The organism is Streptomyces sp. NPDC005141, assembly GCF_053599975.1.
This window is the reverse complement of the sequence record NZ_JBSFYW010000004.1, coordinates 190243-215804: the sequence shown is the minus strand read 5'-3', so window position 1 is coordinate 215804 and position 25562 is coordinate 190243. Positions and strand designations below refer to the sequence as shown.

Here is a 25562-nt window from a genome sequence, read left to right as displayed (position 1 = left end):
CTGTCCGCCACCGGGACCGATCGCTAGGCTGGCCGCGGACGACGAACCGGGAGGAGCACGGACGTGGCCGAAAGCACCATCGAGCAACACCCGTTCGCGGGCTGGGACAAGCCTGAGCTGGACCTCAGCAAGGCCGAATGGCAGTCCAGCAGCCGAGGGCGGGGGGACGTCCAGATCGCTTTTGTCGAGGGTTTCATCGCGATGCGCAACAGTGGCCGCCCGCAGAGCCCTTCCTTGATCTTCACACCCGCGGAGTGGGGGGCGTTCGTATCGGGAGCCCGCGAGGGCGAGTTCGACCTGACCTGAACCGACGACCGCCGGGCCCTCCCGCCCCGCCCCCGAGCGGGGAGGGGCGGTGGTTCGACGCGCCGTGCCCGAGCAGCCCGTCACCGGCCGGTCCTTCGCGGACACGCTGTCATGACGACGTTCTGACCAGGAGCGCTCGAACGGGCTGCCCCGTGGATGATCGGGGCGTACGCTGAGGTGCCTGGAGGTCACGGTGCGCATCCGCTCCCCGCGCGGACGTGCGATCGTGACAGGGGGTGATCATGGGGCAACGCAGCCTGCGCAGCCGTCGGACGCTCTTCGAGCGCGAGAGTGAACTGTCCGCCGTCGACGAGGCGTTGAGCGACCTCGTCGGCCTGCGCCGGGAAGTCGGCGAACCACCGGGCCGCTCCCGCGGCGCGCTCCTCGCCTTCGCCGGACGCGCCGGAATCGGCAAGACGACCGTCCTCACGGAAGTCCGCAGGCGCTCCGCCGCCAAGGGCTGCACCGTGCTGAGCGCGCGCGGCGGAGAGCAGGAGCAGCGTGTCGCCTTCCATGTCGCCCGTCAGCTCCTGCAGCCGCAGCTCGCGGGTTTCTCCGAGGCCGAACTCCGCGCGTCCCTGGGCAGTTGGTACGCGATCGTCGGTCCCGCGCTCGGCCTCTGCGCGCCGTCCGAGGGTGCCCCGCCCGACCAGCAGGGCCTGCGCGCCGGCCTCGACTGGGTGCTCACCCACCTCGCCGTGCAGCGCGCCCCGATGGTGCTCGTCCTGGACGACGCGCACTGGGCCGACGCCGAATCCCTCAGCTGGCTCGCCGCGTTCGCGCCACGCGCCGAACAACTCCCGCTGCTGCTCGTCGTCGCCTACCGCCCCGATGAACTCCCCGAACACGCCGAGGCGTTCAGAGGTCTGCCCGGACGCGCGGGACAGCGCCCCCTCGGCCTCGAACCGCTCAGCGCGGCGGCCGTCGCCCGGCTCGTCCGCGAGGACCTCGGCACCCAGGCCGACGACGCGTTCTGCCGCGAGTGCTGGGCGGTCACCGCGGGCAACCCCTTCGAAGCCGTCGAGCTGACCGCCAAGGTCCGTGACCGCGGCCTCACCCCGACCGAGGACGGAGCGCACCTCCTGCGCGACCTCGCCGCCGCCGTCAAGGGCAGCGGCCTGATCGCCCGCCTCGAACGCCTCGGCACCGCGACCGTCCGCTTCGCCTGGGCCTGCGCCGTACTCGGCACGGAGATCCATCCGACGCTCGCCGCCGCCGTCGCGGGCCTCGGCTCCGAGGAAGCCGCCGACGCGGCGGACGCCCTGCGTACCGCCCGCATCCTCACCGGAGCCGACCCCCTCGAATTCGTCCACCCGCTGATCGCCACCGCCGTCTACCGCGACATCCCCGGCAGCGTCCGCGTCGCCCTGCACGGCCAGGCCGCCTGGTGTGTGATCAACGAAGGCCTCGGTCCGGCCGCCGCCGCCCGTCACCTCATGGAGACCCACCCCGACGGCGACAGCTGGATCGTCCAGCAGCTGCGCGCCGCGGCCCGCGAGACCCAGCGCGCCGGAGCCCCCGACGCGGCCCGCCGCTACCTCGCCCGCGCCCTGCGCGAACCGCCGCCCTTCGAGGACCGCGCCGCCGTTTTGTACGAACTGGGCTGCGCGTCCCTGCTCACCGAACCGGCGACCACGGTCAACCACCTGCGCGCCGCCCTCGAGGAGCCCATCACCGACCCGGAGCTGCGCCACAACATCGTCTACCGCCTCTCCCAGGTTCTCGCGCACAGTGACCGCCTCGCCGAGGCCTCCGAGACCCTCGCGCGCGAGATCCCGGTCACCGGCGACGCCCGGGTCCGGCTGCGCATGCAGTCCGAGCAGTTCATGTGGGACGCCTTCCGCGCCGACGAACCCGACTCGCCCGTCCGCTCCCGCCGGCTGGCCCGCCTCGCCGACCGGCTCACCGGCCACGACCTCACCGAGCGCTATGTCATCGGGCTGCGCGCCTGGGACGCCACCCTGCGCGGCGAACCCGCCCACATCGCCCTGCACCACGCCGAACGGGCCCTGGCCGGCGGCCTCGGCTGGGCCGAGGCCGACCGCGGCTTCGAGGTCCCGGTCCTGGTCGCCATGACCTTCATGTACGCCGACCGGCCGGGCCGCACCGAGGAACTCTTCGCCACCGGAATCGCCGACTTCGAAGCCCAGGGCTGGCACGGAGCCCACCTCTCCTTCGGCTACACGATCCTCGGTTACGTGCGCTTCCGCCGCGGCCGTCTCGCCGAAGCCGAGGACTTCGTCCGCGCCGGCCTCAGGCTCGCCGAGCGCGTCGGACCCGGTACCCCCGTCCACTGGTACGCGGTGGGCACCCTCATCCAGGTCCTCCTCGCCCGCGGCAGGGTCGAGGAGGCCGCGCGGACCGGCGAGGAGTACGCGTTCTGCGCGCCTTTCCCGGCCGCCGTGACCTTCCCGGACGCCCAGACCGTGTACGGCGAACTCCTGCTCGCCCGCGGCCTCACCAAGGACGCCGCCATCGAGCTCGCGTCCGCCGGCCGCCGTCTCGACCCGCGCGGCATGCGCAACCCCGCATGGTGCCCCTGGCAGCTCCACCTCGCCCGCGCCGAGAGCCACGACACCCCGGAGCGCGCCATCGGCACGGCACTCGAAGCGGTGAACCGCGCCCGCCAGTACGGCACCCCCTCCGCGATCGGCCAGGCCCTGCGCGCCGCCGCCGCGGTCTCCCCGGGCCCGGACCGCGTCGAACTCCTCGAAGAGTCCGTCAGCCATCTGGAGCGCTCCCCGGCCGCCTACGAACTGGCCTGTGCCCTGGTCGCCCTGGGCACCGAACTGCGCCGCGCCGGACGCCCCAAGGAAGCCGCCGAACACCTCTACCGCGGCCTCGACGCGGCCGTCCAGTGCGGTGCCGACGGGCTGATCGAAGAGGCCCGCGACGAGCTGGCGGCGGCGGGGCTGCGGCCGCGACGCCTGCACAGCGCCGAGACGGACACCCTGACCGCCCGCGAGCGCACCGCCGCCGCACTCACCGCGCGGGACCGGACGCCGGCCCAGATCGCGGAGGAACTGAACATCGACGAGCACGCGGTCGCGCGGCTCCTGTCGGCGGTCTACCGCAAGGTCGGCACGGACCGCAGAGGGCTGGCGGCGGCGCTGGGGGAACTGGCCACTTCCTGACCGCGGGCGGGCCGGTCTCCCGGCCCGCCCGCGGTCGGCGCCCGCGGGGCCTGGCACGCGCCCGTGCACGTACCATTGCGGCATGTCCTTCCTCCGCCGCCGCAGCGCTACGCCCGCCGGGCCCGACTTCGACGTTCTGGCCATGGATCCGGGCGACTGGCCCGGCAATCTCGGCGCGGGCCTGCTGCCCGCTCCCGACGGCAGCTGCCAGGGTGTCTTCCTGCGCTACGACCTCTTCGGCGGCCGCGGTCCCGCGATGATCATCGGCAACCTGCCGGAGGGCTCGCCGGCCCGTGACGTCGCCGAGGGCGAGGTCCCCTTCGAGGTGGCCCAGCTGCTGATCGCGCTGGAGAACGACGAGGAGTGCACGGTCACCGGCACCGAGGACATGCCGGTGATGCAGGGCGACAACCTGCTGATCGTGCGCCGGCTGAAGCTCTCCGAGACCCGTATCTCCTGCGTCCAGTTCGACCGCAGCGACAACGTCCTGGTGACCATCGCCGCCTGGGACCGTCCGATCACGGACGACCTGTACGCCTTGCTCAAGCCGCTCCCGGCGGAACTCTTCCAGCAGGGCTGAGGCCGAACGCCTGTCCCGGCGTCACAGTTTGAGGGTGAACCACGTGGTCTTGCCCGCGTCGGTGGGACGTACGCCCCAGTCGTCGGCGAGCGTGCGGACCAGGATCAGGCCCCGTCCCGACTCCTCGTCCTCGGTCGCCGTCCGCGGCTGTGGCAGATGCGGGCTGTGATCGCTGACCTCCACGGTCAGATCGGTGGCGGTGCGGCACAGATGCAGACCGATGGGTCCCTGGGCGTGCTGGACGGCGTTGGTGAGGATCTCGGAGAGGAGGAGCCGGGCGTCGTCCGCGGCGGGCCCGCAGTCCCATGAGGTCATGGCCTTGCCGAGGAAGGCGCGGCCCTCCGGCACCGATTCGGGAGCCGCGGGCAGGTCGGTGCTGATGGTGGCGAGGGGCCCGTCGGGCAGTCGGGTGAGCAGCAGGGTGACATCGTCGTTGTGCCCGTCGGCGTCCGGCAGCAGGGCCGTCAGTACATGGTCGGCGGCCTCCTCCAGATCGGGCGCGGTGGTGAACAGGTCCCCGAGCGTCGCGGTGAGCTGGGCGAGCTGGTCCTCGATGTCACTGCCGGGCGTCTCGATGAGACCGTCGGTGTACAGGACGAGCGTCGCCCCCGCCGGTATCACCGAGGTCACCTGCTCGTAGAGGACGTCGCCGACACCGAGGGGCGCGTTCACGGGTGCGGGGAGCGGCCGGGCAACGGCGCCGGGTGTGGCCACCAGCGTCGGCAGATGCCCGGCGGAGCAGACCGTCACCTCGCCCGCGTCGGCGGAGATCACCAGATAGCAGCAGGTCACGAGCTGGTCGGGGACGTCCAGGTCGCCGACGACGGCCTCCAGGGCCTGCATCAGCTGGCGGGGCTGCATACCGGTCTTGGCCAGGGCGTGCGCGGCCGACCGCAACTGACCCATTACGGCGGCGGCGTCCAGACCGCGGCCCATCACATCGCCGATCAGGACACCGACCCGGCCGGCTCCCAGCGGGATCAGATCGAACCAGTCGCCGCCCACCCCGGCTCCCTGCGTGGCGGGCCGGTAGCGGCTCGCGGTGGTCAGACCGGGAATGGCGGGCGGGGTGCCCATGAGGCTGCGCTGGAGCGTGAGGGCGATGTGCCGCTGCTGCTCATAGAGGAAGGTCAGCTCCGCCTCGGCCTTCTTGCGGTCGCTGATGTCCCGGACGATGGCGCAGGCACCGATGACCGAGCCGTCCGGCTCGCGGGTGGGCCACAGGGTGATGTCCACGTCCAGCAAGGAGCCCGAGCGGGTCAGTCGCAGCGTCTCGAAGTGCTCGACCTTCTCACCGCTGCGCAGCCGGTCCAGCAGGCTGTCGATCTCGGCCCGCCGCTCGGTGGTGGCGAGCAGCGACACGTGCTTGCCCATCACCTCGGCCCGCGTGTATCCGTAGAGCCGCTGGGCCGCCGCGTTCCAGTACGTGATGTGGCCGTCCAGGGTCTTGGCGAGGATCGCGTCCTGTGAGGACTCCACCAGCCCGGCCAGTTCGTTGATCCGGGCCTCGGCGCGCTTGCGGTCGCTGACGTCGCGGACGGCGGCGGAGACGAGGAGACCGTCGGCCGTTTCGAGCGGGCTGAGACTGATCTCGACGGGGAATTCGGTGCCGTCCTTGCGCAGGCCGTGGAGTTCGAGTTCCGCGCCCATCGGGCGGACCTGGCGGTTGTCGGCGTAGCCGTCGCGGTGACGGTGGTGGTGGGCGCGGAAGCGGCCGGGTACGAGGAGTTCGACCGGGTGGCCGAGGAGTTCCTCGCGCTGGTATCCGAAGAGGGCTTCGGTCTGGGCGTTGACGAGTCTGATGACGCCGGTGTCGTCGACGATGACCATGGCGTCCGGTGCCGCCTCCAGCAGACCCCGGAACCTTTCCTCGGCGGCCTTGCGGTCGCTGACGTCGCGGACGGCGGCGGAGACGAGGAGACCGTCGGCCGTTTCGAGCGGGCTGAGACTGATCTCGACGGGGAATTCGATGCCGTCCTTGCGCAGGCCGTGGAGTTCGAGTTCCGCGCCCATCGGGCGGACCTGGCGGTTGTCGGCGTAGCCGTCGCGGTGACGGTGGTGGTGGGCGCGGAAGCGGCCGGGTACGAGGAGTTCGACCGGGTGGCCGAGGAGTTCCTCGCGCTGGTATCCGAAGAGGGCTTCGGTCTGGGCGTTGACGAGTCTGATGACGCCGGTGTCGTCGACGATGACCATGGCGTCCGGTGCCGCCTCCAGCAGACCCCGAAACCTTTCCTCGGCGCCCGCCGGTGCGCCGTCGCGCGGTTCGCCACCGCACCGGCATCGCCGTTGGTCCGCCACATCGGCGGGCCGCGTTGAAGTCTCTTTGACAAAGTCGCCCATGCCCGCCCCAGATGTGCCGATTACCGTGATTCGGCCCATCCCACCGCACGGAAACCGGGGGCGCGGTTACATGTCGTTAACTGGCCCTACAGCGGTCGAACCTGTTCTCGGCGGCACTTTCCCTGGTCGATTGCCCGTGTCATTGTCATCACCGACGGGCGGAAACCGGGCCCGCTCCGCGCGGACCCGGCCCCGGACCACCGGATGTGCTAATGAACCAGGTCCACGTCCGCGGCCCGCACGAACGCCACCCGGTGCCCGAACTGGATCTCGTAGTACTGATCCGTACCGATCACGACCTTGTGCGGTGTCGTGTCGAAGGTCGGCGCGTAGAAGTACTCGCCGGGCACCTTGTCACCGGCCGCGTACCGCTGGCCCGTGAGCACCTTGTACGGCAGGGGCGAGACGGTCTGGACGGGCACGCCCGCCGGGTACGCCTCCTTCTCCGGGTACGCCCTTCCGTACACGGGGACCTCCGCCAGACCCTCCTTGGGCGTCACGGCGAGACCCGACGCGCTCACCGCCGTCGGCTGCTTCCTCGGGTTCTTGAACCAGGCCTTCTCGCCCAGGTACCAGATCGCCGTCCAGTCGCCGTCCCGTCCGGCGAGCGCGTACCGCTGTCCGGTGGACACGCGCGAGCCGACGTCGTTCACGCCGGTCGTCGAGGCGTCGCCCTTCGGGTACAGGCCGATGTCCCGGACGAGCGGCGAGCTCTCGTCCGGCTGGGAGTAGAGCCGTACCTCGCTGGAGCCGTGCGCGGCGCAGGGCTCGCCCTTGGCGACGCAGCCCGTGTACACCGGCTGGTTCGCGTCGAAGTCGGGCAGGACGGTCAGCAGGCCGCCTCCCTTGCCGAGCGTGCGGTGGAAGGGGTGCCCGAGGAGGGTGAAGTAGTGCTGCCAGTCCCAGTACGGGCCCGGGTCGGTGTGCATGCCCGGAATCGTGGAGGTCGTGGGGCCCGGCACATTGTCGTGCCCGAGGATGTGCTGCCGGTCCAGCGGGATGTCGTACTTCCTGGAGAGGTACCTCACCAGGCGCGCCGACGCCCGGTACATCTCCTCGGTGTACCAGGCATCGGGCGCGGCGAGGAAGCCCTCGTGCTCCAGGCCGATCGACTTCGCGTTGATGTACCAGTTGCCCGCGTGCCAGGCCACGTCCTTGGCTTTCACATGCTGGGCGATGTGCCCGTCGGTCGACCGCAGGGTGTAGTTCCACGACACATAGGTCGGGTCCTGGACGAGGTTCAGCACACCGTCCCAGGTCCCTTCCGTGTCATGGATGACGATGTACTTGATGCTCTGCGCGACGGGCCGGTCGCCCAGGTCGTGGTTGCCGTAGTCGCCCTCGCCGAACTCCTCGTACGGGGCCGGGATCCATTCGCAGGACACCGTCCTCGGGCACTCCGTGCCCTCGGCGGAGGCCGTCCGCAGTCCCGCGCCGCCGAGCGGCGCGGTGTCGGGGCTCAGCCCGGGCTGGGCGGCGAGCTTCACCCGCTGACCGGCGTCGGTGGTGCGTTCCTCACCGGCCCGCAGTACCTCGTACACGTCGTCGGCGTAGGTCGCCGCGGTGGCGATGTCGTCCGCTCCCGAGAAACGCGCCACCGCCCCGTACCAGTCGGCGGCGTCGTCGCTCAGGGGCTCGCCGAGGTCCCGCTGTGCGGCGGCGAGGAGTGCGGCGCCGCCCGCGACGTTCGCCGCCGCGTCGGTGCGCAGCCGCTCCGCAGGCAGGCCGGTGAGGTCGGCCGCCTTCGTCAACGTCTTGAGCCGGGCCGGGAGTTCGGAGTCCGCCGGCGCCTTCGTGTCGGGCAGCAGGGCGGGGCGCGAGCTGTCGCCGCGGGCGTCCTCCGTGCCGTCGCCGTGGTGTGGAGCTCCGGCGATCGCCGTCCGGGCGTCGGTCAGGTGCATCGGACCGTAGCCGCCGCTGACGCTCGGGGCACCGGCGTGCGCGTCCCAGCGGGACTGCAGATAGGACACCGCGAGCAACACGCTCTGCGGTACCCGGTATTCGGTGGCCGCGGCGGCGAAGGCCCGCTGCAACCCGGTCGCGGGAGGATCCCCGGCGGAGCTCGAAGGGGCCGCGCCGAGCAGGGGCAGCAGCAGCGCCGCCGAGGCGACGGCTCCCGCGGTCCTGCGCGCGCGTCTGTGCCCGGTGGTGCCCTTGGGTTCGGTGACGGACCAGTGCAATGCAGCCTCCTGGGACGGTCGGGCGCGGTGGGGCGTGCGAGGGCCGAACGCGTCAGTGCTATCGGCTCTCCGACGATCCGTCAATCATGCCCAGAGGCAGGCGATTTCCCATGTCAGGGCGGGGCGAAGGGGGTTTCGTGGCGGTGGCCTCCCGGCCTGCGAGGCGTCAGTGGAGTGGACCAATGCCTCCGAACGGCGGTGCCCGGACATGACGGAGGTCCACGGTGCGCCGGTGTCTCGGCGCCACCGCGGACCTCCGTCCCCTTCAGCGAGTTCCGACCGCCGCGCGAACGGCCCGCCGGGCCATTTGGCAGTCGTCGTGCAGCCGCCTCAGCAGCAGCCGCTGTTCCTCGCCGGACGGCGCGGCAGCCGGGTGGGCCGGGCCCGGTGCCGCCGGGGCCGCGTCGTGCAGGGAACGCTGCACGGCCGTCTCGTACGTACGGATCTCCCGGGTCAGTACGATCATCAGGTTCACCAGGAAGGCGTCCCGTGCGGCCGGGCCGGCCGACTGTGCGAGCTGACTGATCTGACGGCGCGCCACGGGAGCGTCACCGAGGACCGCCCACAGCGTCGCCAGGTCGTAGCCCGGCAGATACCACCCCGCGTGCTCCCAATCCACCAGCACTGGACCGGCCGGTGAGAGAAGGACGTTCGACAGGAGGGCGTCGCCGTGGCAGAACTGGCCCATGCCCTGGCGGCCGGACGAAGCCGCGATGCCGTGCACCAGCTTCTGCAGATCACCCATGTCCCGGTCCGTGAGCAACCCCAGCTCATGGAAGCGGGAGATCCGTTCGGCGTAGTCCAGCGGGGCGTTGAAGGTCCCCGCCGGCGGCCGCCACGCGTTCAGCCGGCAGATGGCGCCCAGCGCGGCGCGGATGTCCGCGCGGGGCGGGGCCTCGGCCGGATGCCGGTGGAGCGCGGCCACCCGGCCCGGCATGCGCTCGATCACCAGAGTGCAGTTGTCCGGATCCGCTGCGATCAACCGGGGCACCCGAACCGGCGGGCGGTGCCGGACGAACGAGCGGTAGGCCGCTATTTCATGCCGGATCCGCTCGGCCCAGACGGGGGAGTGGTCCAGTAAACACTTGGCGACGGCCGTACTGCGCCCCGTCGTGCCGACGAGGAGTACGGAGCGTCCGCTGCGGCGCAGCACCTGGACCGGAGCGAACTCCGGACAGATCCGGTGCACCGACGCGATCGCCGTGCGCAGCTGGGCGCCCTGAGGGCCGGACAAGTCGAGTCTCCCGCTGAGCGGTTGAGTGCCGAGCCCCGGCACGCGCCGCGTCCGGCCGGCACCGAGCACGGGGGCCGCCTGACGCGCGGGGTCGAGGTAGGGGCCGCTGCCCACCGGGCGGGGGTGCAACGACCGGGGCGGAGCGGACACGGAGGACGATGCTGTGTACATGGGCGAAACAGATCCCTTCGTGTGCCTGCAAGTTGCCGCGCTGCCCGCCCCGGCCGCCCTGGCTCATCCTGGGGAATGTCCCTGGCAACCGGGTCGGGGTGGCGCGTTCCTACCTGACACCCGGCGTCCACTGGCACACCATCTGGCGCACCCTGGCGAACCCTGGCGAATAGTCGCTCAGCAACTGACAGGCGGTTACTGTCGAAATCAGCCGAGAACCTGGGGGCTTGACGTGAACGGACAACCCAACACCCGCCTGGCGGACCTGTTCGGCCTGGCCGGCTGGTCCAAGGGCGAGCTCGCGAGGCTGGTCAATCGGCAGGCGGCGGCCATGGGCCACCCCCAGCTGGCGACCGACACCTCGCGGGTGCGGCGGTGGATCGACATGGGAGAGATCCCGCGCGATCCGGTGCCGAGGGTGCTGGCGGCTCTGTTCACCGAGCGTCTCGGCCGTGTCGTGACCATCGAGGACCTCGGTCTGGTCAGGCACGGGCGTACGGGGAAACGGCAAGGCGACGGGAGTGTCGAACATCCCGATGGCATGCCGTGGGCGCCCGACCGAACCGCCGCGGTCCTCACCGAATTCACGGGAATGGACCTCATGCTCAACCGACGCGGCTTGGTGGGCGCGGGTGCCGCGCTCGCCGCGGGCTCCGCACTCAGCCCTGCCATGCACGACTGGCTTCGCAACGACCCGGCCCTCGCGGCCGACGCTCCGCAGTTCGAGGACCCCCTGCACGCCGACCCCGCCGGGTTCGACCGCTATGAGGCCGCCCCCATCGGGTCGCAGGAGATCGAGGAACTGGAGCGCTCCGTCGAGGTGTTCCGAGCCTGGGACGCGGCCCGCGGTGGCGGGCTGCAACGCAAGGCCGTGGTGGGCCAGCTCAATGAAGTGGGAGGCATGCTCTCCTACCGGCACCCCGACCATCTCCAGCGGCGCCTGTGGGGCGTCGCCGCCAACCTCGCCGTCCTCGCGGGCTGGATGTCGCACGACGTCGGCCTGGAGCCCACGGCTCAGAAGTACTTCGTCATCGCCGCCCACGCGGCCCGAGAAGGCGGTGACCGGCCCCGCGCGGGGGAGGCGCTCTCCCGAGCGGCTCGCCAGATGGTGCACCTGGGCCGGCCCGACGACGCGCTCGACCTGATGAAGCTCGCCAAGTCCGGTTCCGGCGAGGAGGTGCTGCCCCGCACGCGCGCCATGCTCCACACCATCGAGGCCTGGGCGCAGGCCTCCATGGGCAAGGGCCAGGCCATGCGGCGCACCCTCGGTGTGGCGGAGGACCTGTTCGTCTCCGACCGCGGTGACGTACCGCCACCCAGCTGGATGCAGTTGTTCGACGAGGCCGACATGCACGGCATGCAGGCTCTCGCCTACCGCACCCTCGCCGAGCACGAGCCGGCCGCGGCGGCCACCGCGCAGCGTCACGCCAAGGAGGCGCTGAAGCTGCGGGAGTCGGGCCGGGAGCGGTCGAAGATCTTCGACCACATCTCCCTCGCCTCGGCCTGCTTCATCGCCGACGACCCCGAACAGGCCGACCGCTACGCGCGACTGGCCCTGACGTCGATGGGGTCCAACTCCTCCCATCGCACCTGGGACCGCTTGCGCGAGATGTACCGGCTCACCGGGCAGTACTCCAGCTATCCGAAGATCAGCGATCTGCGTGAGGAGATCAAACTCGCGCTGCCGAACGGTGCGTTGAAGCCCAGGGGTGGCAACAGCGCGCGGGCGTGAGGGACCTGCTCCCCTGCGGGGGTCGGTGTCCTACGTGGGTCGGTGTTCCGGGCGTGGTCGCAGCGCGACGCGTGCCGCCGCGGCTCGGCTGACAAGGGCGTCAGCCCTCAGCGGCCGAAGCCGATCCTGACCAGCTTCCTCCGTCGTCGGCCTCCTCCGTCATCGGGCACCGGTGTCATCGGTCTCCGGCGTCAGGATCCGATCCGGGCGATGAGCACGCAGGCGTCGTCCTCGCGTTCGGTATCGCCGAACTCCTCGACAACCATCCGTACACAGTCCTGGGCCGTTCGGGCCCCGTCGAAGCGCGGGGCCAGGTCGAGCAGGCTCCGGACGGCCGTTGTTCCTCCCCGACTCCCGGCCTCCGGGTGAGGGGACCCCGATCGCCGGGGCACCAGTCCCTCGGTGTGCAGGAGCAGCAGGTCGCCCACGTGAAGGGTCTCTTCGGCCTGCCCGTAGACGGCACCGGAGGTGGCTCCGAGCAGTACGCCGTCCGGTGCGGCCAGCGCACGCCCCGTCCCGTCGCGGAACAGCAGCGGGGCAGGGTGTCCTGCCTGCGCCCAGCTCAGGGTGCGGGTCTCGGGCTGATAGCGGCAGCAGACGGCGCTGCCCAGGGCGGGCTGGACGGTGGCGTCGAGCAGTTGATTCAGCCAGGACAGGAGCTGCCCCGGCCTGGTGCCCGCCACGGCCATGCCGCGCAGGGCACCGAGCAGCATCGCCATGCCCGATGTCACGGTGACCCCGTGGCCGGTGAGATCGCCGACGCTCAACAGGGTCTCCCCATCGGGGAGTTCGAGTGCGTCGTACCAGTTGCCGCCGATGAGCGCGCTGGTCGAGGACGGCAGATAGTGGGCGGCCACGTCCAGGGCCCGTGGTCCTTGGCGCGGGAATCGCAGGGAGCCGCGCCAAGGCGGCAGCACGGCCTCCTGGAGCTCGACCGCGAGCCGGTGCTCGGTCTCGGCGACGTGCTGCTGACGCTGGAGCGATTCACGGGTCTCACCCACCGTCCGCTGGCTGCGGCGCAGTTCGCTGACATCGCGCAGCACGGCCCACATCGAGGCGGTGCTGCCGTCGGCGCCGAGGACGGGCTCACCCATCATGTGCACGGTCCGCACTCCGCCGTCGGGGCGCACGATGCGGAACTCTCCGTCGATGGGCTTGGCGTCGATCAGGCAGTCGGTGACCATCGTCGTCAGCATCGAGCGGTCCTCGTCCAGGACCAGTGAGGGGAGTTCGTCGAGTGTGAGCGGGGGAGCGGAGGCGTCGCGGCCCAGGATCTGGTAGAGCTCACCGGACCAACTGGCCGCGTCCGTCAGCAGGTTCCATTCAGCGCTGCCGACCCGGCTCAGCAGCGAGCCGCGCCGGGGTGCGGTCGCCGCGGCCAGGGTGGCGGGGGCGTCCGTGGACTGGACGGGCACGGCCGGCGGGCCGTCCCGCAGCTGCGCCAAGTGCCCGTCCAGGTCGTTCAGTTGATGGAGTGCCAGATTGCACAGGGCGCGTTGCCAGCGTCCCTGCGCGTCCTCGTCGTCGACGGGTGCCTCGCGCCGTACGGCGTCCACCTCACCGCGCAGATGCCGCGTCTGCGAGATGAGCGCGTCGACCGTGCCGCGCCGGGGCGGCTGAGCGGCGGGGCGGTCCGCAGAGAGATGGGAGGGCATGACGTACTCCGATGCGGGAACGGTACGACCTAGGCTGACGGAAGGACCGTTACGACTGTCGCACAGCCCGCGACGCGCTGTAAGGGATTTGGCAACACCCGATACGGTGGTGCTTCTGGTATATGCCGCAGTCCTCCCGGACCGGGCGAGTGGTCCCGATGCGGTAGGTGTCGTTCAGGGTCAAGTCGTAGACACCGTACGTGACTTGAGGTCCCCGTGACGTACTCGGATCCTGCCTTCATTCTCCTGTTCGAGGGTCATGTGTGCGAGTCCTCGGGCCGTGGAATGTCGCCCGATCGCCCGCCGCCTCAGAGGAAGCGCACGAAGTCCTTCACCTCGGCCTCGTAGAGAAAGGACGGATCGATGCCCATCGAGGTGAAGTTGCCCTCGATCTCCAGGCCGACCAGACCGTGCAGATGGGCCCACAGCATCGTGGAGCGCACGGCGACCGCCTCCGAGACGTCCGCGAGGCCGTGGCGTTCCCGCCATGCCTGGAACTCCGCGGCCGCGTCTTCCGGGACTCGCGTGCCCGGCTCGGCGAGGGCGCTCACCGCGTCCAGGAGCACGGTCATGGCGGGCTGGGAGGCCTCGACCAGGCTCGCGGACTGGGCGTCGTAGCCCTGGAGCGGGGCCCTGAAGAGCAGGCGGTAGCGGTGCGGCTCGGCCAGTGCCCAGCGCCGGTAGGCGCGGACCAGCTCGGTCAGCCGGGTGACCGCGTCCGCCGTGCATGCCTCCGCGGTACGGGAGAGAGCCGACGCCAGGTCTCCATAGGCGTCGACGACGAGTTCGGTGAGCAGGCTGTCGCGGTTGGCGAAGTAGCGGTAGAGCGCGGGCCCGGTCATGCCCAGCTGCTTGGCGATCGCGTTGAGCGACAGTGCTTCGGGGCCGCCCTCGGCCAGCTGGCGCAGTGCCGCCGCCTTGACCTCCTGCTGTACCTGCGCGCGAAACCGGTCACGCGGGCCCGTCCCGGTCCGGGTGTCTGCGGTCATGTCGTCGCCTCTTCGTGTCGGGTGCGGGTCTTCGGGCGGGCTGTTCGGCTTCTGGGCCGACGGGACGCCGAGGAGCATGTTTGTTAGATACTATCACTGTTGCGATAAGTCGTTACAGTGTGGCCGTGCGCGCGGCGTCGGACGACGGCGGACCGCTTCCACGTGGTGGCGTACCAGGACGGCCGGTCGACGTCACGATCACGGTCGGCTCCGGCGCGAGCCGGTCGCGCCGGTTCACCGGCCACCTCGAGACGGGCGCCGCGAGCGTCAGCGGCTGATCAGGCGTAGAGGTCCGGGCGCGGGGCCAGCTCGACGGCCACCCGGCCGCCGTTCTCCAGTGCCCGGACGCCCGCCTCGGCGACGGCGGACGCCGCGTACCCGTCCCAGACGCCGGGACCGGTGACCCGGCCGGCCCGGGTGGCGTCCACCCACGCCTGCACCTCACGGTCGTAGGCGTCGGCGAAGCGGACGAGATAGTCCTGCGCGACCTCCTCGTGCCTGCCGCCCGCCGTCGTCACGGACATGCCGCGCTCGTCGCCGATGCGCGCGGTCCCCGACTCGCAGACCGCCTCGCACCCCACCTGGTATCCGAACCCGGAGTTCACGAACACCTCGACGTCGACCAGAGTGCCGCCCGACGTCTCGAACACGACGAACTGGGGATCGATCAGGCCTTCGGGAGCGTTCGCGGACGGCTGGGGGCGCAGCACGGTCACCGCCGTGAGCTCCTGGCTGAGGAGCCAGCGCGCCGCGTCGATCTCGTGCGAGACGGAGCTGTTCACCAGCATCGCCGAGGTGAAGCCCGGCGGCGAGGACACATTGCGGTGCGTGCAGTGCAGCATCAGCGGGCGCCCCAGCCGACGGCTGTCCAGTAGGGACTTGAGGCGCTGGTACTCGGCGTCGTACCGGCGCATGAACCCGACCTGAGCCAGTCGCCGCCCGAGCCGCGCCTCCGCCTCCACCACGCGCAGCGCCCCGGCCGACTCCGGCACCAGCGGCTTCTCGCACAGCACCGGCAACCCCCGCGCGAAGGCCGCGAGCAGCGCCTCCTCGTGCGCGGGGCCCGGGGAGGCGATCAGTACGGCCCGCACACCGGGTGCGTCGAGTGCGGCCTCCGTCTCGGCGTGGACCGAGGCGTCGTCGATGCCCGCCACCGCTTCTCCGGCGCGATCGGTGTCGGGATCCGCCACTGCGGCGACCCTGGCACCACTCACTACCTGGTCGATTCGACGTATATGGTCGGCCCCCATGTGTCCGGCACCCAGTACCGCCACACCCAACAACTCGCTCACGCGGTGCGCACCTCTCCGACGACAACTCGGGATCGTTCCGTCCCGGTGATCCGATTGTCGGCCGGAGAGATCCATGACGCAGTACCCCGACGATGCCTTTCGCGCCACATGCGCCCGGGCCCCCGTCGTGGACGCGGTTGCCGGATACGGTTAGTTGTTTGCTTTTATCGGGCATTCAGGGCAATTGGTTGTTAGTGTCGCTCAGGTCGCCAGATGACGTTGCCCCGCATCGTGGTCGCGCACGACGATGCCCGTCTCCGCAGGACGCCCATGACGCAGGTCGACACGGATTCCGATGCGCCACCGGCCGCCAAACTGACGCTGGTCACCCTCACCATGATGGTCGTCGGCTCCATGGTCGGCGCCGGTGTGTTCTCCCTCCCGCGGCGGTTCGCCCAGGAGACGGGCGTGGCGGGCGCGCTGATCGCCTGGGCCGTCGCCGGCACCGGCATGCTCATGCTCGCCTTCGTCTTCCAGCGGCTCGCGATCCGCAGACCCGACCTGGACGCCGGCGTCTACGCGTACGCGAAGGCGGGCTTCGGCGAGTACCTCGGCTTCTTCTCGGCCTTCGGCTACTGGGCCAGCGCCTGCGTCGGCAACGTGACGTACTGGGTGCTCATCATGTCGACCATCGGGGCGATCGCCCCCGCGCTCGGCGACGGGGACACCGTCCTCGCGGTGGTGCTCTCCTCGGTCGGCCTGTGGGCCTTCTTCCTCCTCATCCGGCGGGGGGTGAAGGAGGCTGCGGCCATCAACCGCATCGTCACGGTCGCCAAGATCGTGCCGATCCTCGTCTTCATCGTCCTGGCGCTCTTCTATCTGAAACCTCATGTCTTCGCCGAGAACTGGGGCGGCGCCGACTACGCGGGCTCGCTCTTCCAGCAGGTCAAGGGCACCATGCTGGCCACGGTGTTCGTGTTCCTCGGCGTGGAGGGGGCCAGTGTCTACTCCCGGCACGCCAAGCGCCGCGAGGACGTCGGCCGGGCGACCGTCCTCGGCTTCCTCAGCGTGTTCGCCATCTTCGCCTCGGTCACGATCGTGTCGTACGGGCTGATGCCGATGGGGGAGATCGCCGAGCTCAGGCAGCCGTCGATGGCCGGTGTCCTGGAGAGCGCGGTCGGCACCTGGGGCCAGGTCTTCGTCAGCGTCGGCCTCATCGTCTCGGTGCTCGGCGCCTACCTCGCCTGGACGCTGATGGCGGCCGAAGTGCTGTTCGTCGCGGCCAAGGACGACGACATGCCCCGCTTCCTGTCCCGCTCCACCGCCGCCGACGTGCCGGTGCCCGCGCTGCTCCTGACGACCCTGCTCACCCAGGTCGTCCTGGTCGTCACCCTGTTCTCGGACGACGCCTTCAACTTCGCGCTCGACCTGACCAGCGCGCTGACGCTCATCCCGTTCCTGCTGGCGGCGGCCTTCGCCGTGAAGATCACCCGGGGCAGGTTCGGCGGCGACCTCGTCGTCGCCTCCCTCGCCACCGTCTACACCGCGTTCCTGCTCTACGCGGCCGGACTGAGGTTCATCCTCGTCTCCTTCATCATCTACGCGCCCGCCACCGTGCTGTTCGTGATGGCGCGACGCGAGCAGGGCAGAGCACCGTTCTCGCCCCGCGAAGTCGTCATCCTCGTCGTCTCGATCGCCGGTGGTGTCCTCGGGATCACCGCCCTGGCGCTGGGCTGGATCAGCCTCTGACCCGTCAGCCTCCGACCTGGAGAAAGGCACACCGTGACCAGTCAAGACACCACGAGCCGTCCGGCGTACGGCGTCCACTCCGAGGTCGGCAGGCTGCGCAAGGTCCTGGTCTGCGCACCCGGCCTCGCCCACCGCCGGCTCACTCCCACCAACGCCGACGACCTGCTCTTCGACGACGTGATGTGGGTGGAGAACGCCCAGCGCGACCACGCCGACTTCGTCAACAAGCTCCGCGGACACGGTGTGGACGTCGTGGAACTGCACGACCTGCTCGCCCAGACCATGGCGCTCCCCGCGGCGAAGGACTGGCTCCTGGACCGCAAGATCACGCCGAACGAGGTCGGGCTCGGCCTCGTCGACACCACCCGGGCCTTCCTCGACTCCCTCGAACCCGCCCGCCTCGCCCAGTACCTGATCGGCGGACTGTCCACCGCCGACCTGCCCGACGAGTTCCGCTCCGGCTATCTCGGCCTCGCCCGTGAATCGACCGGCGTGCGCGAGTACCTGATGCCACCGCTGCCCAACACCCTCTACACCCGTGACACCACGTGCTGGCTCTACGGCGGCCTCACCCTCAACCCGCTCTACTGGCCGGCCCGCCACGACGAGACGCTCCTGATGAAGGCGATCTACTCCTTCCACCCGGACTACGTGGGCTCCACCGTCTGGTGGGGTGACCCCGAACTCACCTGGGGCCAGGCGACGTTCGAAGGCGGCGACATCATGCCGGTCGGCAACGGCGTCGTCCTCATGGGCATGAGTGAGCGCACCTCGCGGCAGGCCATCAGCCAGGTCGCGGCCGCGCTGTTCCAGAACGGCGCGGCCGAGCACGTCATCGTCGCGGGCCTGCCGAAACTGCGCTCCGCGATGCACCTCGACACCGTCTTCACCTTCGCCGACCGCGACCTCGTCACCCTGTATCCGGCCATCATGGACTCGGTGCACACCTTCTCGCTGCGGCCCAGCGACAAGGCACCCGGCGTCGAACTCACCGACGAGGGCTCACGCGCCTTCACCGATGTCGTCGCCAAGGCGCTCGGACTGTCCGAACTGCGGGTCGTCGAGACGGGCGGCGACGTGTACGCCTCCGAGCGGCAGCAGTGGGACAGCGGCAACAACGCCGTCGCCCTGGAGCCCGGCGTGGTGTTCACCTACGACCGCAACACCCAGACCAACACCCTGCTGCGCAAGGCCGGCATCGAGGTCATCACCATCGTCGGGGCCGAGCTGGGACGCGGGCGCGGCGGCGGGCACTGCATGACCTGCCCGATCGTGCGGGACCCCGTCGACTTCTGACACCCGGCCGCCTTGTGACCCTCAGAAGGAGTCCGGATCGGCGGCGGCCCAGTCCGCCGCCCAGGACGAGGGCGGCCCGGCGAGCAGTACCCCCGGCGCGAGCCATTCGTGGAGCTCGGCGTACGACCGTACGGCCGTCGGGCCGACGCGCCGCAGCAGACGGTGGGGCGTGAGGTCACCAGGATCCCGCGCGCCCATCGCGGCCATGATCCGGCTCGCGCTGCGCACGGTCGCCCGCTGGTAGCGGCGCACCCGCTCGGACTTGTCGGCCACGTCCAGCGCGCGGACCCGGCGGGGGTCCTGGGTCGCCACGCCCACCGGACAGCTGTTGGTGTGGCAGCGCTGGGCCTGGAGACAGCCGAGGGCGAACATCATCGCGCGGGCCGCGTTGGTGTAGTCGGCGCCCTGGAGGAGCCGTTTGACGATGTCCGAGCCGGTGGCGACCTTGCCGCTCGCCCCGATCCGGACACGGTCGCGCAGCCCGGTGCCGACCAGCGCGTTGTGCACCGTGATCAGGCCCTCGGTCAGCGGCGCGCCGAGGGTGCCGGCGAACTCCTGGGGCGCGGCCCCGGTGCCGCCCTCGGAACCGTCGACCACGATGAAGTCGGGCGTCACGCCCTCGGCGAGCATCGCCTTGCAGACGGCCAGGAACTGGCGCCGCGAGCCCACGCAGAGCTTGAAGCCGGTCGGCTTGCCGCCAGCCAGCTGCCGCATCCGCGCGATGAACAGCACCAGCTCCCGCGGGGTCGAGAACACCCGGTGGTGCGGCGGCGACACCACGGTCTCGCCCTCGGGGACATCACGCGCCCGGGCGATCTCGGCGCTCACCTTCGCTCCGGGCAGGACCCCGCCGGTCCCTGGCTCCGCCCCCTGGGAGAGTTTCAGGGAGACGCACTTCACCTCGGGCAGCGCGGCCTTGTCCGCGAACTCCCGCGCCTCGAAGTCCCCCGCGGAGGTGCGGCAGCCGAAGTACCCCGTGCCGATCTCCCAGACGAGGTCGCCGCCGCCCCGCAGATGGTGGTCCGACAGGCCGCCCTCACCGGTGTCGTGTGCGAAACGCCCCAGCGCCGCGCCCCGGTTGAGCGCCATGATCGCGTTCGACGAGAGAGCTCCGAAGCTCAGCGCGGAGACGTTGAGCAGTGCCATGTCGTACGGCTGGGTGCAGTCGGGGCCGCCGACGCGGACGACGGGAGGCTCGTCCGGTACCTCGACCGGACGCATCGACGGCTCCAGGAACTCGTGGCCGTCGGCGTACACATCACGCCCGGTGCCGAACGGCTCCTCGGTCTCTACGTCCTTGGCACGCTCGTACACGAGGGCGCGCACCTGGCGGTCGAACGGCCGTCCTTCGTGGTCCCGCTCGGCGAAGTACGGGCGGAGCCGCGGGCGCAGCGTCTCCGGGAGGAAGCGGAGATGGCCGAGCAGGGGATGGTTCCGCAGCACGGAGTGACGTCGCTGCCCCAGGTCCCAGCAGCCGAGCACGGTCAGCGCCAGCAGCGGGGCCGCCGCGCACCACCACCACACCGAGACGCCGCGGACGAGGACCAGCGCCCCGGCCGCACCGAGGGCGACGAGCAGCAGCGAGAGCATCCGGCGCACATCATGAGTCAAACCCATGGGAACGAAAGCCGCCGATCGGAACACCCGCGGATCGGGCGGGGTACGCGACCGGCCGGCCACGGACAGCCCCCGGGTCCCGCGCCGCGCGAGCAGGCGCGGGCCCCGGAATGGCACCGCTCAGCGGAGGCCGAGCACCCGGTCGGCGGCCGCCGCGGACGGCTTCCACCACGTCGTCACCGGCTCCCACACCCGGACGGTGCTGCCGGCGCCCAGTTCGCGCGCGGTGAAGGAACGCCCGAAGCGCGCGGGATCGGCCGAGACGGTGATCGACCGGACCCGGCGGGCCTGCGGGTCGGACCGGTCGGCGATCGTGAGCACGGAGGCGTACGCCGTCCTGCCCGCGGCGATCCGGTACGGAGCGCTCTGTCCGGCGGGCTTCGGCAGGGCCGCGCCGTCGAGGTTGCCGAAGGTGACGACGGGGATGCGGTCGACGGTGCAGGCGCGGCTCGACCGGTTGGTCACGCGCAGGTGCAGCACGCGGCGGTCCGAGGACTGCCCGGCCCGCAGCTTGAGGGCGTTGGCCGAGCACTTCTTCAGCTGCGCGGCGGCCTTGGACGGGTGGGCGCCGGGCTGTGCGGACGGCGTGGCCGCCGCACCGCTCTGGGGTACCGCGAGGAGCAGCGCGGCGGCGATGGTGGAGAGGGCGAGGACGGGTCGGATGCGCATCGGTGATGTTCCCCCTGCTGTGGGCACGTGCGGGTGCGGGTCCGGCGGGCCGGATGAAGGCGACGCCTGCCCAGTGTGACCTTCGGGGGGTACGAGAGGTTGTAACCGACTTGTCTGTGTTACGTATCCGCGCCTGTTCTGTCATCGTCCGGGGGATGCCGCTCGGCCGTTCGGGGCAGTGGGCCGGCGGTCAGTCCCTGTCCGATTCCTCCGCGCCGCAGGAACTGCCGCTGGCCGGCAGCGATCCGTACAGCAGGAAGTCGTCGACCTTGCGGTGTACGCACTTCGAGGACGCGTAGCCGGTGTGCCCCTCGCCCTTGTTGTCGAGCACCACCGCGGAGGAGCCGAGGCGCTCGGCGGTCTCCAGGGTCCAGCGGTAGGGGGTCGCCGGGTCTCCGCGGGTGCCGACCAGCAGCTTCTTCGGGCCGCCGACGTCGCGGACGTCGTCGCGGATGTAGTCCGTGCCCTTCGGGCGGCCGTAGCACATCAGCACCTGGGTGAGCCGGTACTGGCCGAAGACGGGTGACGCCTCCTTGTACGCGGCGCGCAGCTTCTCGACCTGCCGGGTGACCTGCTCGGCGCTGGGCCGGTCGGGGTCGTCGGCGCAGTTGATGGCCATCAGAGCGGCGGGGAGATTGTCGAGGGGGATGTCCTCGACGTCGACGAGGCCGCCGTCACCCTTCTGGAGCCGACGGGCGGCCGGGGTCGCCTCGGGGAAGGAGGCGCCTCCGGACAGCTGGATGAGTCCGTGGGTGTCGCCGTCCTGGATCAGCAGGGTGAGGGCCTGTTCGAGGGTGGGCCACATCTCCTTGCTGTAGAGCGCCTGGCTGAGCGCCCCCACCAGGTCCTGGCCGGAGAACTGCTGGCCGAAGTCCGACGGCACCGGGTCCGCGTCGAGCGAGTCGACGAGCTGGACCACCTGCTCGCGGGCGCTGCGCGCGTCCTTTCCGAACGGACAGGCCATGCTCTTCGTGCACCAGGCGATGAAGTCGTCCAGCGCGGTCTGCTGTCCCTCGGCGCCCGTCAGTCCCTGCTCGGTCATCGGTTCGGTGAGGGTGTCGACACCGTCGAGCACCATCCGCCCCGTCTTCTTGGGGAACTGGGCCGCGTACACCGCACCGAGCCGCGTTCCGTACGAGAAGCCGAGGTAGTTGAGCTTCTTGTCGCCGAGGGCCTGGCGCATCACGTCCATGTCACGGGCGGCGTCGACCGTGCCGATGTGGGGGAGCACGGCGCCGGAGTGCTCGGCGCATTCGGCGGCGGCCTTCCTGACCACCTCGAGAGCCGTCGGCACGTCGGTGCTGCCGTCCGTCGCCTCGAAGATCTCGTCCATGCCCTCGCCGCAGCTGACGGGCGAGGACCGGCCGACGCCACGAGGGTCGAAGGTCACCACGTCGTAGCCGTTCGTCAGGCCCATGAAGTCCTTGCCGCCCGCGGCGAGCTGGGGGACCCCCGCGCCGCCGGGACCGCCGAAATTCAGCAGCACCGAACCCCGTGAGTCGCCCGTCGCCCGGTAGCGGGCCAGGGCCAGGTCGAGTGTGCCGCGGTCCGGCCTCGCGTAGTCCAGCGGGACGGTGACCTTGCCGCACTGCAGATCCTCGGGCATGCCCTCGCCCTTGCAGGCCGCCCACGTGATCTTCTGCCCGTAGAAGCGGGACAGGCCGGGGTCTTCGGCGGCGGTCGCCGTCGTCGGCAGACCCGCCGCCAGCAGGGCCAGCGTCGCGGTCGCGGCTCCCACGATCGCGAAGCGTTGGTGCATGGACAGCATGCATGCCTCCAGGGTCGCCCGCGGTGGACCGGCGATACCTCCCGGATCACGATAGACGCGGCCTCAGGGGCACGCCTCTGGGCGAGCGGAACCCACCGCCGTGCCTTACCCTGCCCGTCGGCGCCTTCCGGACGTGCCGGGGCGCCCGTTCGAAATGCGGGACGCTCGATGGGGTGAAAGCCCGATAAGCCATAACTCGGATGGTTCACACGCGTTCTAGGCACTGTGGGCGAATGCCCGCGACCTCGTTCTGGAAGGCAGTGAACCCATGAAACGGGTGACCCGAAATGGTCTGATCGCCGCGGCCGCCGCCTCGGGCGCGCTGGCCGCGACCGTGCCGGCCTACGCCGACTCCGCGGCGGACGGCTCGACGGCAGGCTCGCCCGGAGTGATCTCCGGCAACACCGTCCAGCTCCCGGTGCACGTTCCGGTGAACGTGTGCGGGAACACGCTGAACGTGGCCGGGCTCCTCAACCCCGCCGCGGGCAACCGCTGTGCCAGTCGGAGCGACGGCGACGGGGCCGCCCGGCCAGGCGCAGGGAGGCACGGCGGTGGTGTCGCGCAGGGCGGTGGCACCCACCGAGGTGGCACACAGAAGGGTGGAGGAGCGGTCGCGCACGGTGGCGGAAAGGATTCGCCGGGTGTGCTGTCGGGCAACGGCCTCCAGCTCCCGGTGGACCTCCCGGTGAACGTCAGCGGCAACTCCGCGACCGTGGTCGGACTCGGCAACGCGTCCGCCGGAAACGAGTCCGCCACCACTTCGGGCGCCAAGCCCCGGCAGCCGCACCACCCCGACAGCCCCATCCCGAGGCCGTCCACCCCGCCCGTGGCCCACCCGAACCCCGGAGTGCCGGCGCAGGTCCGGCCGCAGAGCGGCTCCATGGCGTCCCTCGCCCAGACCGGTACGGATCAGACGATGCCCGCCCTCGCGGCGAGCGCGGCGCTGCTGCTGGGCGGTGCCGTCCTGTACCGCCGGTTCCGGCCCGCCGCGGTGCGCTGACCCACGGCGATCACGGACCGGAGGCTCCACCGGACGGGTGACCGGTGGAGCTTCCTCCGCGTCCTGCTCGCCGGGTTCTCCGTGCCCGTCGGCCGGAACCGGGACCAGTCGGCCCCGGCGAGGCGGAGGCCTGTGCCGAAGTGGCCGAATCCCTTCCCGCGCGGGGTGCTCGTCGCTGCGATCGGCACGGAGATCGGTAAGGATGCTGCGCGTGCGCCCGGCCGGCGCACCCCGCGACCCGTACGCATTGGAGCGCCCCCATGACCTCTCCGGGACCCGACGGCCTCGTCGTCAGCCAGGCCTCGCTCGACGACTGGAAGGCCGTCGGCGGCTGGGCGGCGGACGAGGGATGGAATCCCGGTCTGTCCGACAGCGCGAGCTTCTTCGCCCAGGACCCCGAGGGCTTCTTCGTCGGCCGCGTCGACGGGGAGCCGGTCTCGGCCATCTCGGTGGTCAACTACGGCCCCGACTACGCCTTCCTGGGCTTCTACCTCGTACGCCCCGACGCCCGCGGCAACGGCTACGGCCTCGCCACTTGGCGGACGGCCCTCGCCCACGCCGGTGGCCGGACGGTGGGACTCGACGGAGTGGTCGCCCAGCAGGACAACTACCGCAAGTCCGGTTTCGAACTCGCCTATCGGACCGTCCGGTTCGGCGGCGTCGCCCCGGTCGGGGAGGAGCCGTCGGGAGTGCGGGCGGCCGAACCGGCGGATCGCGCGGCGATCACGGCGTACGACAGCACGTGCTATCCCGCCGACCGGCCCGTGTTCCTTCAGTCGTGGCTGACCGCCCCCGGGCACCGCACCTTCGTCCGGCACACCGACGACGGGCAGTTGAGCGGGTACGCCGTGATCCGCCCGGCGCGTGACTCCCTGCGAATCGGCCCCCTGTTCGCCGACACCGCCGACGACGCCGAGGCCCTGTTCACCGCGCTCGCCGCCGACGCGGACGGGAGGCCGGTCGCCATCGACGTGCCCGAGACGAACGCGGTGGCCGTCGCCTTCGTCGAAAAGCTCGGCCTCACCCCCTCATTCGAGACGGCCCGCATGTACACCGGGCCGGTCAGGGCTTTCGCGGGCGCGAGGGTCCACGGGGTCACCACGCTGGAACTCGGGTAGCGGTCGAGGCGGTCGATCCGTGTCAGCCTGCCAGCTCCCGGGCGCGCTGGGCCGCCTCGCGCACCGGGGCGCGGTGCACGGGTCCGTGCCCGGGCAGCAGCACATCGGCGGCGAGGGCCTCGATGCGGTCGAGCGAGGCGAGTGCGCCGGCGCGCTCGGTGTCGAACATCTCGGGCAGCAGTTGCGGACCCCGTATCCGTGACGTGGGGTGGCCGCTCACCAGGGCGTCACCGGAGATCAGCACCCCGGCGTCCGGCAGGTGGTAGACGCAGTGGCCCGGCGTATGGCCGGGGGTGTGCACCGGGACCGGCCGGCCGGGCAGGTCGAGCGGGCCCTCGTGGGGGAAGGCCTCGGGCTTCGTCATGCGCACGTCCGCCGTCCCGCCGGAGCGGATGGCGTGCACCGCCCAGGGCAGCACGCCGGGGCGCCACGCCTGTCGCATCACCTGGCCGACGCTCACCTGGTGGAGGAACTCGCGGCGCGCGTGCGGCACTTCGGCCGCGTGCAGCTGGACCGGAGTGCCGTAGGTGCTGTTCAGGAACTCGGCGGAGCCGAGGTGGTCGTTGTGCGCGTGCGTGATGAGCACGGCGCTCACGGCCTCGGGCGCGTGGCCGAGGGCCTTCAGCGACGCCAGGAGCTCTCGGCGGTCGCCGGGATACCCGGTGTCGATCAGGGTGACGGAGTCGCCCTCGGTCAGCACCACCCAGTTCGTGTTGCTGCCGTGCACCAGATGAACTCCGGTGGCTGCCTCGACGATCGCTTCCTCGCGCATGTCCATCCCGATGGTGAAGA

At 71.3% G+C, this 25562-nt stretch carries 19 protein-coding genes; 9 read left to right on the top strand and 10 right to left on the bottom strand.

Features of this window, described 5'->3' with window-relative positions:
• Nucleotides 1–63 precede the first annotated feature (63 nt).
• From ACWD68_RS05120 to ACWD68_RS05110, 3 genes are all read left to right on the top strand, one after another.
• Nucleotides 64–306 carry a DUF397 domain-containing protein gene (locus tag ACWD68_RS05120; RefSeq protein WP_451805100.1) on the top strand — a complete coding sequence of 81 codons (243 nt, stop codon included), beginning with the start codon at nucleotides 64–66 and terminating at the stop codon, nucleotides 304–306.
• Nucleotides 307–548: 242 nt separating this feature from the next.
• Nucleotides 549–3440 carry an AAA family ATPase gene (locus tag ACWD68_RS05115; RefSeq protein WP_451805099.1) on the top strand — a complete coding sequence of 964 codons (2892 nt, stop codon included), beginning with the start codon at nucleotides 549–551 and terminating at the stop codon, nucleotides 3438–3440.
• An 82-nt stretch (nucleotides 3441–3522) separates the two neighbouring features.
• On the top strand, nucleotides 3523–4020 hold the full coding sequence (locus tag ACWD68_RS05110; RefSeq protein ID WP_266755403.1) for a hypothetical protein: 498 nt from the start codon (nucleotides 3523–3525) through the stop codon (nucleotides 4018–4020).
• Between the two features lie 21 nt (nucleotides 4021–4041).
• Here ACWD68_RS05110 and ACWD68_RS05105 read toward each other — a convergent pair whose 3' ends face one another.
• The 3 genes from ACWD68_RS05105 to ACWD68_RS05095 form a co-directional block, all read right to left on the bottom strand.
• A complete protein-coding gene (locus ACWD68_RS05105; RefSeq protein ID WP_451805098.1) occupies nucleotides 4042–6360 on the bottom strand; it encodes a SpoIIE family protein phosphatase in 2319 nt (772 codons plus the stop codon).
• A gap of 209 nt (nucleotides 6361–6569) precedes the next feature.
• Nucleotides 6570–8540, bottom strand: a complete 1971-nt coding sequence (locus ACWD68_RS05100; protein ID WP_451805097.1) for an N-acetylmuramoyl-L-alanine amidase — start codon at nucleotides 8538–8540, stop codon at nucleotides 6570–6572.
• Between the two features lie 265 nt (nucleotides 8541–8805).
• Nucleotides 8806–9945 (bottom strand): aminoglycoside phosphotransferase family protein, encoded by a 1140-nt coding sequence (locus ACWD68_RS05095; RefSeq protein WP_451805096.1) that lies wholly within the window; start codon nucleotides 9943–9945, stop codon nucleotides 8806–8808.
• 232 nt (nucleotides 9946–10177) lie between these two features.
• Between ACWD68_RS05095 and ACWD68_RS05090 the strand changes: the two genes are divergently transcribed.
• On the top strand, nucleotides 10178–11677 hold the full coding sequence (locus ACWD68_RS05090; RefSeq protein WP_451805095.1) for a DNA-binding protein NsdB: 1500 nt from the start codon (nucleotides 10178–10180) through the stop codon (nucleotides 11675–11677).
• 191 nt (nucleotides 11678–11868) lie between these two features.
• On the opposite strand, the gene ACWD68_RS05085 is transcribed toward ACWD68_RS05090, so the two are convergent.
• Both ACWD68_RS05085 and ACWD68_RS05080 read right to left on the bottom strand, forming a co-directional pair.
• Nucleotides 11869–13332 (bottom strand): PP2C family protein-serine/threonine phosphatase, encoded by a 1464-nt coding sequence (locus ACWD68_RS05085; RefSeq protein WP_451805094.1) that lies wholly within the window; start codon nucleotides 13330–13332, stop codon nucleotides 11869–11871.
• 308 nt (nucleotides 13333–13640) lie between these two features.
• Entirely contained in the window at nucleotides 13641–14321 is a 681-nt protein-coding gene (locus ACWD68_RS05080; RefSeq protein ID WP_451805093.1) for a TetR/AcrR family transcriptional regulator, read from the bottom strand.
• A 125-nt stretch (nucleotides 14322–14446) separates the two neighbouring features.
• On the opposite strand from ACWD68_RS05080, the gene ACWD68_RS05075 reads away from it, so the two are divergent.
• The gene (locus ACWD68_RS05075; protein WP_451805092.1) at nucleotides 14447–14599 is read left to right on the top strand and encodes a hypothetical protein; all 153 of its coding nucleotides are present in this window, start codon (nucleotides 14447–14449) and stop codon (nucleotides 14597–14599) included.
• Here the strand turns inward: ACWD68_RS05075 and ACWD68_RS05070 are convergent, their stop codons facing one another.
• Nucleotides 14600–15613, bottom strand: coding sequence for a Gfo/Idh/MocA family protein (locus ACWD68_RS05070; protein WP_451805091.1), 1014 nt, complete (start codon nucleotides 15611–15613; stop codon nucleotides 14600–14602).
• A 270-nt stretch (nucleotides 15614–15883) separates the two neighbouring features.
• On the opposite strand from ACWD68_RS05070, the gene ACWD68_RS05065 reads away from it, so the two are divergent.
• A complete protein-coding gene (locus ACWD68_RS05065; protein ID WP_451805155.1) occupies nucleotides 15884–17302 on the top strand; it encodes a basic amino acid/polyamine antiporter in 1419 nt (472 codons plus the stop codon).
• 33 nt (nucleotides 17303–17335) lie between these two features.
• Nucleotides 17336–18598: an arginine deiminase gene (locus tag ACWD68_RS05060; protein ID WP_451805090.1), complete on the top strand. Its 1263-nt coding sequence runs from the start codon at nucleotides 17336–17338 to the stop codon at nucleotides 18596–18598.
• A 21-nt stretch (nucleotides 18599–18619) separates the two neighbouring features.
• Here the strand turns inward: ACWD68_RS05060 and ACWD68_RS05055 are convergent, their stop codons facing one another.
• From ACWD68_RS05055 to ACWD68_RS05045, 3 genes are all read right to left on the bottom strand, one after another.
• Nucleotides 18620–20188, bottom strand: a complete 1569-nt coding sequence (locus ACWD68_RS05055) for an FMN-binding glutamate synthase family protein (RefSeq protein ID WP_451805154.1) — start codon at nucleotides 20186–20188, stop codon at nucleotides 18620–18622.
• A 147-nt stretch (nucleotides 20189–20335) separates the two neighbouring features.
• Entirely contained in the window at nucleotides 20336–20884 is a 549-nt protein-coding gene (locus ACWD68_RS05050; protein ID WP_451805089.1) for a DUF4232 domain-containing protein, read from the bottom strand.
• A gap of 190 nt (nucleotides 20885–21074) precedes the next feature.
• Entirely contained in the window at nucleotides 21075–22652 is a 1578-nt protein-coding gene (locus ACWD68_RS05045) for an alpha/beta hydrolase (RefSeq protein ID WP_451805088.1), read from the bottom strand.
• Between the two features lie 268 nt (nucleotides 22653–22920).
• On the opposite strand from ACWD68_RS05045, the gene ACWD68_RS05040 reads away from it, so the two are divergent.
• Nucleotides 22921–23652 carry a chaplin gene (locus ACWD68_RS05040; RefSeq protein ID WP_451805087.1) on the top strand — a complete coding sequence of 244 codons (732 nt, stop codon included), beginning with the start codon at nucleotides 22921–22923 and terminating at the stop codon, nucleotides 23650–23652.
• A gap of 260 nt (nucleotides 23653–23912) precedes the next feature.
• Nucleotides 23913–24770 carry a GNAT family N-acetyltransferase gene (locus tag ACWD68_RS05035; protein WP_451805086.1) on the top strand — a complete coding sequence of 286 codons (858 nt, stop codon included), beginning with the start codon at nucleotides 23913–23915 and terminating at the stop codon, nucleotides 24768–24770.
• A 22-nt stretch (nucleotides 24771–24792) separates the two neighbouring features.
• On the opposite strand, the gene ACWD68_RS05030 is transcribed toward ACWD68_RS05035, so the two are convergent.
• Nucleotides 24793–25542, bottom strand: a complete 750-nt coding sequence (locus ACWD68_RS05030) for an MBL fold metallo-hydrolase (protein WP_451805085.1) — start codon at nucleotides 25540–25542, stop codon at nucleotides 24793–24795.
• Nucleotides 25543–25562 lie beyond the last annotated feature (20 nt).